Origin of the sequence: Enterococcus sp. JM9B, assembly GCF_009933265.1 — a bacterium.
Taxonomy (GTDB): domain Bacteria; phylum Bacillota; class Bacilli; order Lactobacillales; family Enterococcaceae; genus Enterococcus_C; species Enterococcus_C songbeiensis.
The window spans coordinates 15,739-28,102 of record NZ_MAEK01000029.1; the positions used below are offsets into that span (position 1 = coordinate 15,739).

Here is a 12,364-nt window from a genome sequence, read left to right on the forward strand (position 1 = left end):
GACGAAATAGGGGGCTTTTTCAGTTTTAGTCAATTTTTTGCAGGCTGATCTCGCCGGAAGAAAGAACAAACTGTTTTTCTGGTGTGGAAACCACGAGTTCCCCCTGATCGGTGATGGCTTCGGCAACACCATGATAGGTGATGCCTTGTTGGGTGAAGGTCACATTTTTCCCAAGTACCAATGACTTTTCTCGATAAACCGCCAAATAATCAGTAGCGGGTAAGTGAGCAATCAGCTGGAAAAAGTTGCGCCAAATTTCATGGATCAGTTGATTTCGCAAAACAGCAGGTACCTCATTAGGAAATAACGAGCCGGCTTTTTCCTGTAATTCTTCGGGGAAATCTGCTTGCGGAATCGAAAAATTGATCCCCATGCCGATAATTACATGGGAGATTGTGCCGCTTTCAAAGTCGCTGATGGCTTCAGATAAAATACCGCAAACTTTCTTGCCCTCCAGATAGATATCGTTGACCCATTTAATTTGACTCTTTTTTTCTGTCAGCCGATCGATGGCTTGGCTGGCAGCAACGGCCGCTAGTAACGTGTACTGAGGCAATTCCGCAAATGCTTTGTTGGGACTAAGGAGCAGGCTCATGTAAATTTGACCGGTTGGGGCAAAAAAAGGACGACCAAAGCGACCGTGAGCACCGGTTTGGGTATCGGCGACAAATAAGCGGGGGGCCGCCTCTTTTTGCATGGCGGCCAGTTTTGCATCCTTCATGGTGGATTCCGAAGCACTCAAAATCTCGACAGCTAAAAAATCCAATTCCTCTTTTTTGATTTCCTCGGCAGCTAAAACATCTGAGGGCAAATAGCGATAGCCGCTGGCAGCATGTTCAAAGCGATAGCCTTCTTTTTCCAGTTCCCGAACAGCCTTCCAAATCGCTGTACGGGAAACCGCCAGCGATTGAGCCAGTTTTTCACCGGAAAGAATCTCGTCGCTTTGTTTTAATAGGTGCAGTAATTTTTTTTTGGTCGTCATTCAGTCCGCCTCGTCTGTCGTTTTTCTTTAGTGTACCAAATTATTTCTTCGTTGGCACTGACCGGATAAAAACGATAGAGAATTTTTTAAAAAAGGAGATAGCCGTTTGAAAATAATTTTCAGAAATTTTCTTGACAGAATAACTTTTCTATCATATAATAATTAATTGCAAAAACTATCTGACAAACAAGAAAGTAGAAACGAAATATTGTCCGTTTCGGCTTACATACACAAAGCAAAAGTAGAAGGTCCCACAAAAATGAACGTTCTATTTTTGGTTTTTTTTATGCCCAAAAGCCGCAAAAAATACTTTTTGTTACGAAAAATTAATATTTGTCATCTTTTTGTAACGAAAATCGGATAGCCTTTTTGAAAAGAATTTTAGAGGGGTGAAGAGCTTGGCTGGACACGTAGTAAAATACGGAAAGCATCGCGAACGTAGAAGCTTCGCACGAATCAGTGAAGTATTGGAATTACCGAATTTGATTGAAATTCAAACAGACTCTTACCAATGGTTCTTAGACGAAGGTTTGAGAGAAATGTTTGAAGACATCTTGCCAATTGACGACTTTAACGGCAATTTATCATTGGAATTTGTGGATTATGAACTGAAAGAACCAAAGTACACGGTGGAAGAAGCCCGCGCCCATGACGCGAACTACTCCGCACCATTGCATGTAACCCTGCGCTTGACCAACCGCGAAACCGGTGAAATCAAAGCTCAAGAAGTTTTCTTCGGTGATTTTCCATTAATGACGGAGCAAGGAACCTTCATTATCAACGGGGCAGAACGGGTTATCGTTTCCCAATTGGTCCGTTCACCAGGTGTTTATTTCCATGGCAAAGTCGATAAAAACGGTAAAGAAGGATTTGGCTCTACTGTCATCCCGAACCGCGGGGCTTGGTTGGAAATGGAAACCGACGCCAAAGACATCTCATATGTACGAATTGACCGTACCCGGAAAATTCCGTTGACCGTCTTAGTACGGGCACTAGGTTTTGGGTCTGATGATACAATTTTTGAGATTTTCGGCGAAAGCGAATCTTTACGAAACACGATTGAAAAAGATTTACACAAAAATGCCAGCGATTCTCGAACAGAAGAAGGCTTGAAGGATGTTTACGAACGGCTGCGTCCCGGCGAACCAAAAACCGCCGACAGCTCAAGAAACTTGCTGAATGCCCGCTTCTTTGATCCAAAACGGTATGACTTGGCAAATGTAGGTCGCTACAAAGTAAATAAAAAACTAGATTTACGTACCCGTTTATTGAATCTGACTTTAGCAGAAACGTTGGTTGATCCAGAAACCGGCGAAATCATCGTTGAAAAAGGAACCGTCTTGTCTCATCAAGTAATGGAAACATTAGGGGACTACTTAGTAAACGGCTTGAATTCAGTAACCTATTACCCATCAGAAGATGGCGTAGTGACGGATCCAATGACGGTTCAAGTTATTAAAGTCTTTTCACCAAAAGACCCTGAACGAGAAATCAATGTTATCGGTAACGGCTACCCAGATCCCGCAGTGAAAACTGTTCGTCCTGCTGATATTATTGCTTCTATGAGTTATTTCTTTAACTTGATGGAAAGCATCGGTAATGTGGACGACATCGATCACTTAGGTAATCGTCGAATCCGTTCCGTTGGGGAATTGCTGCAAAATCAATTCCGGATCGGTTTAGCGCGGATGGAACGTGTTGTTCGTGAACGGATGTCAATCCAAGATACGGAAACATTGACACCGCAACAATTGATTAATATTCGTCCAGTTGTCGCAAGTATCAAAGAATTCTTTGGTTCTTCCCAGTTGTCACAGTTCATGGATCAAACCAATCCACTTGGAGAATTGACCCACAAACGCCGCTTGTCTGCCTTAGGACCTGGTGGATTGACACGGGATCGTGCTGGATATGAAGTCCGAGACGTTCACTATTCCCACTATGGCCGGATGTGTCCGATTGAAACGCCTGAAGGACCAAACATCGGTTTGATTAACAGTTTGGCTTCTTATGCGAAAGTCAACAAATACGGCTTTATTGAAACACCATACCGTCGTGTAGATCGGGAAACTGGTCGTGTGACGGATCAAATCGATTATCTGACTGCTGATATCGAAGACCATTATGTGGTTGCCCAAGCAAACAGCTTGTTAAATGAAGATGGTTCGTTTGCAGAAAACGTCGTAATGGCTCGTGCAACCTCAGAAAACTTGGAAGTATCCATTGATAAAGTGGACTATATGGACGTTTCACCAAAACAGGTTGTTGCTGTCGCTACAGCATGTATTCCTTTCTTGGAAAACGATGACTCCAACCGTGCCTTGATGGGTGCCAACATGCAGCGTCAAGCAGTACCGTTGATCAATCCTAAATCACCTTGGGTCGGAACCGGAATGGAATACAAATCCGCCCATGACTCAGGTGCCGCTCTATTATGTAAACATGACGGAATCGTTGAATACGTCGATGCGTCAGAAATTCGCGTTCGCCGCGACAATGGTGCATTAGATGTTTACTCTGTAACAAAATTCCGCCGTTCCAACTCCGGAACCAGCTACAACCAACGTCCACTAGTCGCTCATGGCGAAAAAGTGGAAAAAGGCGATACTCTAGCTGACGGACCATCCATGGAAAATGGCGAAATGGCTCTTGGACAAAACGTTTTGGTAGCCTTCATGACTTGGGAAGGATACAACTACGAAGATGCCATCATCATGAGCCGTCGTTTAGTCAAAGATGATGTCTACACTTCTGTCCATATTGAAGAATATGAATCAGAAGCCCGTGACACTAAATTAGGACCTGAAGAAATCACTCGTGAAATCCCTAACGTTGGGGAAGATGCCCTGAAAGATCTTGATGAAATGGGGATCATCCGCATCGGTGCCGAAGTTCACGACGGCGATCTTTTAGTCGGAAAAGTAACACCAAAAGGGGTCACTGAATTGTCTGCAGAAGAACGTTTGCTGCATGCAATCTTCGGTGAAAAAGCCCGCGAAGTCCGTGATACTTCCCTACGCGTGCCTCATGGCGGCGGCGGAATCGTCCACGATGTTAAAATCTTTACCCGCGAAGCCGGCGATGAATTATCTCCTGGCGTGAACATGCTGGTTCGGGTATACATCGTGCAAAAACGGAAAATCCATGAAGGCGATAAAATGGCTGGACGTCACGGAAACAAAGGGGTTGTTTCCCGCATTATGCCGGAAGAAGACATGCCTTTCTTGCCAGACGGTACACCAGTTGATATCATGCTGAATCCATTAGGGGTTCCTTCACGGATGAACATTGGACAAGTATTGGAATTGCATTTAGGAATGGCTGCTCGTCAATTAGGTATTCATGTTGCGACACCAGTTTTCGATGGCGCATCGGATGATGATGTATGGGAAACCGTAAGAGAAGCTGGCATGGCCAGTGACGCAAAGACTGTTTTATATGATGGTCGGACCGGTGAACCATTTGACGGACGAATTTCTGTCGGTGTTATGTACATGATCAAATTGGCCCACATGGTTGATGACAAACTGCATGCCCGTTCGATTGGACCTTACTCGCTAGTTACCCAACAACCATTGGGTGGTAAAGCACAGTTTGGTGGACAACGTTTCGGGGAAATGGAAGTTTGGGCATTGGAAGCTTACGGTGCCGCTTATACGCTGCAAGAAATCTTGACTTACAAATCCGATGACGTGGTTGGTCGGGTGAAAACCTACGAAGCAATCGTCAAAGGGGAACCAATTCCAAAACCAGGCGTACCGGAATCCTTCCGCGTGTTGGTGAAAGAATTACAATCTCTAGGATTGGATATGCGGGTGCTGGATATCGATGATGCTGAAATCGAATTGCGGGACATGGATGATGACGATGATGATTTGATCACCGTTGACGCCTTGACAAAATTTGCTGAACAACAATCCGCAAAAGAATTAGAACAACAAGCTGCCGACAAAGCAAAGGCTGATAAAGCAGCGCTGGATCAAGAAATTGAAACAGCAGAGGATCTAAAAGACTAGAAGGAACTGACAAAATTTTTGCCAGCTCATAACGAACGTGCCACCCATCGTTTTTCCAGCGGAGCCATCCATGGAAAAACGATGATGCGCACGATGCTTGCCATGAAATGAAATGGAGGGAACCCCTTTTGATCGATGTAAATAAATTCGAAAGTATGCAAATAGGCTTGGCTTCTCCCGAAAAAATCAGAAGCTGGTCTTACGGGGAAGTAAAAAAACCTGAGACCATTAACTATCGTACGTTAAAACCTGAACGGGAAGGCCTATTCGACGAGCGTATTTTCGGTCCAACGAAAGACTGGGAATGTGCCTGCGGAAAATACAAACGGATTCGTTATAAAGGAATCGTTTGTGACCGTTGTGGCGTGGAAGTCACTCGTTCGAAAGTCCGTCGTGAACGGATGGGTCATATTGAATTAGCAGCACCAGTTTCACATATCTGGTACTTTAAAGGTATTCCTTCACGAATGGGTCTTGTTTTAGACATGAGCCCACGGGCGTTGGAAGAAATCATTTATTTTGCGTCGTATGTCGTGATTGAACCCGGCGATACGAACTTAGAGAAAAAACAACTATTGACTGAACGGGAATACCGTGAAAAACGGGACCAATACGGTCAAGGATTCAGTGCAGCAATGGGTGCTGAAGCAATCAAACAATTGTTGGATGCCGTTGATTTGGACGGAGAAGTTGCTGAACTGAAGGAAGAATTAAAAACTGCTTCAGGTCAAAAACGGACCCGTGCAATCCGTCGTTTGGATATTTTAGAAGCATTTCGGGCTTCCGGCAACAAACCAAGCTGGATGGTCATGGATGTTATTCCAGTTATTCCGCCAGATTTGCGTCCAATGGTGCAATTAGAAGGTGGACGGTTTGCCACTTCTGACTTGAATGATTTGTACCGTCGGGTAATCAACCGGAACAACCGTTTGAAACGTTTGTTAGACTTGAACGCTCCAAATATCATCGTACAAAATGAAAAACGGATGCTGCAAGAAGCGGTAGACGCGTTGATCGATAACGGTCGTCGTGGTCGTCCCGTGACTGGACCAGGTAATCGTCCGTTGAAATCTCTTTCTCATATGTTGAAAGGGAAACAAGGTCGTTTCCGTCAAAACTTACTAGGAAAACGGGTAGACTATTCTGGTCGTTCCGTTATCGTTGTTGGTCCGTTCTTAAAAATGTATCAATGTGGTCTGCCAAAAGAAATGGCGATCGAATTGTTCAAACCATTTGTTATGCGGGAATTGGTTTCTCGTGAACTTGCTTCAAACATTAAAAATGCCAAACGCAAGATTGAACGTCAAGAAGACGAAGTATGGGACGTTTTAGAAGATGTTATCAGAGAACATCCAGTTCTGTTGAACCGGGCACCTACGCTTCACAGACTTGGTATCCAAGCCTTTGAACCAGTCTTGGTTGAAGGTCGTGCGATCCGTTTGCACCCATTGGTATGTGAAGCCTACAATGCCGATTTCGATGGGGACCAAATGGCGGTTCACGTACCGTTGAACGAAGAAGCACAAGCAGAAGCACGGATGCTGATGCTGGCTGCGCAAAACATTTTGAATCCAAAAGATGGAAAACCCGTTGTTACACCTTCTCAAGATATGGTTCTAGGGAACTATTACTTGACGATGGAAGAAGACGGTCGTGAAGGGGAAGGCATGCTCTTCCGGGACATGGACGAAGCCGTGACTGCATGGCGCAATGGTTATGTCCATCTGCATTCTCGAATCGCTGTTGACCCAAGAACCTTGGGTGAAAAACCATTTACAGAAGAACAAAAAACACGCTTGATGGTAACGACTGTCGGTAAAGTCATCTTTAACTCGATTATGCCGCCGGAATTTCCTTACCTAAATGAACCAACTGATTTCAACTTGACGGTACAAACACCGGACAAATACTTTGTTGATGCTGGAACAGACATTCCTGCTTTTATCAAGGAACAAGAATTAGTTGGACCATTCAAGAAGAAAAATCTGGGAAATATCATCGCTGAAGTCTTCAAACGTTTCAAAGTAACTGAAACATCAATGATGCTTGACCGGATGAAAGATTTAGGATACAAACATTCTACCCATGCCGGGATTACTGTAGGGATTGCCGATATTATGGTTCTTGCTGAAAAGCATGATATTATCGATACTTCCCACAAACAAGTTGAAACCATCACGAAACAATTCCGTCGTGGATTGATTACAGATGATGAACGCTATGAACGGGTAATCGGTGTTTGGAATGCTGCCAAAGACGAAATTCAACAAAAATTGATGGAATCTTTGGATGCGAAAAACCCAATCTTCATGATGTCTGACTCTGGTGCCCGTGGGAATATCTCCAACTTTACTCAGCTTGCTGGGATGCGTGGATTGATGGCGGCTCCTAATGGTCAAATCATGGAATTGCCAATCATTTCTAACTTCCGTGAAGGACTTTCTGTCTTGGAAATGTTTATCTCTACTCACGGAGCTCGTAAAGGAATGACCGATACTGCGTTGAAAACTGCCGATTCCGGTTACTTGACTCGTCGTTTGGTTGACGTTGCCCAAGATGTAATTATTCGGGAAGAAGACTGTGGCACAGACCGCGGGTTGGATATCCGAGCAATTCGTGAAGGCAATGAAATCATCGAATCATTAGGCGAACGTCTAGTGGGTCGTTACACACGGAAATCAGTGATTCATCCAGAAACCGGTGAAGTTATTGTTGGCAATGATCAACTTATCACTGAAGATTTAGCAAAACAAATCGTGGAAGCTGGAATTGAAACTGTTTCAATTCGTTCCGTCTTCACATGTAATACTAAACATGGCGTATGTAAACATTGTTATGGTCGAAACTTGGCTACTGGGAATGAAGTCGAAGTTGGTGAAGCAGTCGGAACAATCGCTGCCCAATCAATCGGTGAACCAGGGACTCAGTTGACCATGCGTACCTTCCATACCGGCGGGGTTGCCGGGGACGATATCACACAAGGTCTGCCTCGTGTTCAAGAAATCTTTGAAGCACGTAATCCGAAAGGGCAAGCGGTGATCACTGAAGTTACTGGTGAAGTCATCGACATCTCTGAAGATGCGGCTACACGGAGCAAAGAGGTAACCATCAAAGGAACCACTGATACTCGTACCTACACAGTGCCTTATACAGCTCGTATGAAAGTTGCTGAAGGTGATTACATTCATCGTGGTGCTCCATTGACAGAAGGATCAATCGATCCAAAACAATTGCTGCAAGTTCGTGATGTTCTGTCTGTTGAAAACTATCTGTTGCGAGAAGTCCAACGTGTTTACCGGATGCAAGGGGTAGAAATCGGCGACAAGCATATCGAAGTAATGGTTCGTCAAATGTTGCGTAAAATCCGGGTAATGGACCCAGGTGATACAGATATCTTGCCAGGTACTTTGTTAGATATTGCGGACTTCAAAGACCGTAACTATCAAACCTTGATTGCCGGCGGTGTTCCTGCCACCTCTCGTCCAGTCTTGTTAGGAATCACAAAAGCTTCCTTGGAAACAAACAGCTTCTTATCTGCTGCTTCCTTCCAAGAAACGACCCGTGTCCTGACTGACGCTGCGATTCGCGGCAAGAAAGATCCACTGCTTGGCTTGAAGGAAAATGTTATCATCGGTAAGATCATCCCAGCCGGAACTGGTATGGCTCGCTACCGGAACATGGAACCAAAAGAAGTAGCTGTTGCAAGTGAAAATGTTTATAGTATTTCAGACATTGAAGCTCAAATGGCTGCGGAAGATGCCTTGCGTAATCAAGACTAAATAAGAAGCGTCGCTGATCGAAAGATCAACGGCGCTTTTTTTGTGGAGGAAAGAATTTCTGCAGATTAATGGAGTGGAATAGCTAAAAAGGGTAACGCAGAAAAATCACTAGCAAGCCTCCCAGCAGGCAGGGGACGAAGGGCAGCTCCTTTAGCGGACGTTTCAAAAGTGAGGAACAACTAAACAGCACTAAACCAAAGAGACTTGCTAAAAGCAACAAGAGACAAAAGTGATACAAAGGCAGCCACGGGCTCCAGGACAACAACAGTAACAGATCGCCACCGCCAAATTTTTGCGAGTAAAACAGCCAGATGAAGCCGCTGAGAAATAGACAATACCCTATCGTCAACCACTGAAAAGAAGTTTGCTGCCACTGAAAAAACCAGAGAATCAGCGTACAAGGATAAAAAAATTTTGGTTCCACGATTTGATAGAAAAGATCTGCCAATGCCAGCAAAAAGGTCGCCAGTAACCAGAAAAAACGTAGCCAGCTCAGAACACCTGCAGTCAAAGGAGAAAACAAAAAGAATACCCCGCAAAAAATCTCGGCACCAAAATACCAAAAGGACAGCTGGATGTGGCAGTGACGGCAACGAAACCGTAAAAATAAAATCGAAAGTAGTGGAATCAATTCATACCACAGTAAGGGAGTTCCGCATGCTTCACAGTGGGAGGCAGGAAAAATAGCGGAACGATTTGCAGGAATCCGTTGTGCCAGCAAACAGAAAAACGAACCGACACAACAGCCAATCCAAAAAAATAGAAAAATTCTCATCAAAAAAGAGACTCCTTTCCTTTACTACTAACAAGTACGCAAGAGCCAGCCCTTTGCTAGACAAAAAGAACTTTTTTCTTGATAATAGAGAAGAAAGGAGAGCAAAACGATGAAAAAAATTTGGCTGATATTTCCCATCCTTTGTTTTACGTTCCTGTTGAGCGGCTGTGCCCGCGCAATCCCAGAGAAAGAGGCCGCTGCTTTGTTGGTGGATCATCTCGTTTATCAAAAATCTGAAAAGAAATTTACTGAGAATTTCCAAGACGGCGAAGACCTAAGCAATGCCTTTCAAACGAATGAGCAAGCTTTTCAAAAAAGTTTTACGGAAGGGTTGTTGGCTGACAGCGAGATCCCTCAAGCCGAGGCAGAAGAAATCGCAGAACTATTGCTGAACCAAATGCAGAAAGAAGCCACCTACGAAATAAAAGAAATTGATGACAGTGATACGATTCGTCATGTGACTTATGGGGTAAAAGGCTTGGACTTCACGGGAATGATGGCAGCGACGTCTGAAAAATTAGTCACTGAATTATTGGCTGACGAAACCATTAGTAAAGACCAAGACAAAGTCGTCAGCGAAACCGTCCGCTTTTTAAAGGAAACGATTCCCCAAACCAAGGCAAAAACCAAAGCCATCAATGTGATGTTAGAAATGAAACCGGAAAAGGGCAAATGGCAGATTGTTGCCGGACAGACCGAACAACTGAATAACTTGTACTTGGCTTTCATTGCCGGTGTCTCCGACCAAGAAGCGTTATTGGCGGAAATGACCACCGTAATGGAGGAAACGGCAAAAGAAGTACAGGAACAATTAGATTAGATTGAAAAGGTTTCTCACTTAGTTCGCTTTGTTGTACTTTTTCTGTTATTCATACTATGATTTTAATGGAAACAATTGAAGGAGGAAGATAGATATGAAATTTGAACAAACAAAAGAAGTCTTGAACCAATTGGTCGCTGACCTGAGTCAAATGTCGATGGTCATTCATCAAACCCATTGGTACATGCGAGGACCTGGTTTCTTAACCCTACATCCAATGATGGATGATTTCATGGATGATGTGAACGATCAGTTAGACGAAATTTCTGAACGTTTGATTACCTTAGATGGTTCTCCTTATTCGACCTTAAAAGAAATGGCTGAACATACGAAGATCCCTGATGAAACAGGACGTTGGGATCGGACGATGGAAGAACGCTTAGCAACATTAGTGAAAGGCTATCGCTATTTGGCAGATCTTTACCAAAAAGGAATCGAAGTTTCCGGTGAAGAAGGCGACGATCCAACCCAAGATATCTTTATCGGTTTTAAAACGGCAATTGAAAAACGAATTTGGATGATCCAAGCACACCTTGGCAAAGCACCCGAAATCGACGCTTAAACAAAAAAATCCCGCCAGTCTGGTTACAGATTGACGGGATTTTTTTTAAGCGAATGTTTTTTTTGCTGCGGCAATTTGCGCCACTACTTGATCAAAGCCGGTGCCGCCCAGTGAATGACGGTTTTTGACCGCATTGTAGGAGGATAATTTATCATAGACGTCTTCTTCGATTACCGGGGTGATTGCTTGATAATCTTCCAACGAAATATCTTGTAGGTAGATGCCTTTGTGGATGCAATCCAAGACTAATTTTCCAACGATTTCATGGGCTTCACGAAACGGAATTCCTTTTCCTGCCAGATAGTCGGCTAATTCGGTCGCATTGGAGAAATCTTTTTCAGTAGATGCCAACATGTGGGCTTCGTTGACCTTCATGGTATGGATCATCCCTGCCATGATTTCCAGACTGGTCAAAATTGTTTCTGCCGTGTCAAACATGCCTTCCTTATCTTCTTGAAAATCTTTATTGTAGGCAAGAGGCAACCCTTTCATTACGGTCAAAAGACCAAACAGATTGCCGTAAACGCGGCCGGTTTTACCACGAATCAATTCTGCCATATCAGGATTTTTTTTCTGAGGCATGATGGAGCTGCCGGTAGAAAAGGTATCTGTCAACTCAACAAATTTAAATTCATGACTGCACCAAAGAATCAATTCTTCACAAAAACGGGACAGGTGCATCATCAAAAGGGAACCATTGCTTAAAAATTCCAGAATAAAATCTCGATCACTGACGGCGTCCAAGCTGTTGCTGTAATTAGTGGCAAAGCCCAACTCTTTTGCGGTAAATGTCCGATCGATAGGAAAAGTCGTGCCGGCTAAAGCAGCACTACCTAAGGGAAGCAGATCGACCCGTGCCAAGCTTTCCAGCATCCGTTGTTGGTCGCGGGTCAGCATGGAGTAATAGGCCATCAAATGGTGCCCGAAGGAAATCGGTTGTGCATGCTGCATGTGGGTATAACCTGGCATGATTGTATAAACATGTTCCTCTGCTTTTGCCACCAATACTTCACGAAATTGCTCGATTTTTTCCAAGACTTCATGAATCGTGTCTTTTAGATACAAGTGCATATCTGTTGCCACTTGATCATTTCGACTGCGGGCAGTGTGTAATTTGCCGGCAACTGCACCGATTTCCTGATGAAGATAAGATTCAATATTCAAATGGATGTCTTCATTTTCAATGGTGAAGGTCAATTCACCGTTGGCAAGTTTTTCCTGCAATGTTTCTAAACCGTCAATGATGATTTGTGCTTCCTCTTGAGCAATAATCCCGGTATGAGCCAACATTTTAACATGAGCCAAGCTGCCGGTGATATCTTGTTTTGCTAATTTTTGATCGAAGGGGATGGATGCGCCGAACGCGTCGATCCATGCTTCATTTTTGCCGTCGAAACGACCGCCCCATAATTTTGCCATTCTGCCACCTC

General features: G+C 44.0%; 7 protein-coding genes. 4 read left to right on the forward strand and 3 right to left on the reverse strand.

The window, feature by feature from the left end:
• Window positions 1-25: 25 nt before the first annotated feature.
• Window positions 26-982 (reverse strand): biotin--[acetyl-CoA-carboxylase] ligase, encoded by a 957-nt coding sequence (locus BAU16_RS08500; RefSeq protein WP_161526944.1) that lies wholly within the window; start codon window positions 980-982, stop codon window positions 26-28.
• Between the two features lie 398 nt (window positions 983-1,380).
• Between BAU16_RS08500 and rpoB the strand changes: the two genes are divergently transcribed.
• Complete coding sequence (gene rpoB, locus BAU16_RS08505) at window positions 1,381-4,998, forward strand: DNA-directed RNA polymerase subunit beta (protein ID WP_048603177.1); 3,618 nt, start codon at window positions 1,381-1,383, stop codon at window positions 4,996-4,998.
• A gap of 128 nt (window positions 4,999-5,126) precedes the next feature.
• Window positions 5,127-8,777, forward strand: a complete 3,651-nt coding sequence (gene rpoC / locus BAU16_RS08510; RefSeq protein WP_048603178.1) for a DNA-directed RNA polymerase subunit beta' — start codon at window positions 5,127-5,129, stop codon at window positions 8,775-8,777.
• Window positions 8,778-8,859: 82 nt separating this feature from the next.
• Here the strand turns inward: rpoC and BAU16_RS08515 are convergent, their stop codons facing one another.
• Window positions 8,860-9,552 carry an A24 family peptidase gene (locus BAU16_RS08515; RefSeq protein ID WP_161526945.1) on the reverse strand — a complete coding sequence of 231 codons (693 nt, stop codon included), beginning with the start codon at window positions 9,550-9,552 and terminating at the stop codon, window positions 8,860-8,862.
• A 109-nt stretch (window positions 9,553-9,661) separates the two neighbouring features.
• Between BAU16_RS08515 and BAU16_RS08520 the strand changes: the two genes are divergently transcribed.
• Together BAU16_RS08520 and BAU16_RS08525 are read left to right on the forward strand one after the other, a co-directional pair.
• Complete coding sequence (locus BAU16_RS08520; protein WP_161526946.1) at window positions 9,662-10,372, forward strand: DUF5105 domain-containing protein; 711 nt, start codon at window positions 9,662-9,664, stop codon at window positions 10,370-10,372.
• A 94-nt stretch (window positions 10,373-10,466) separates the two neighbouring features.
• Window positions 10,467-10,934 (forward strand): Dps family protein, encoded by a 468-nt coding sequence (locus BAU16_RS08525; protein WP_048603181.1) that lies wholly within the window; start codon window positions 10,467-10,469, stop codon window positions 10,932-10,934.
• 45 nt (window positions 10,935-10,979) lie between these two features.
• Here BAU16_RS08525 and argH read toward each other — a convergent pair whose 3' ends face one another.
• Window positions 10,980-12,353: an argininosuccinate lyase gene (argH, locus tag BAU16_RS08530; RefSeq protein ID WP_137604958.1), complete on the reverse strand. Its 1,374-nt coding sequence runs from the start codon at window positions 12,351-12,353 to the stop codon at window positions 10,980-10,982.
• Between the last annotated feature and the right edge of the window lie 11 nt (window positions 12,354-12,364).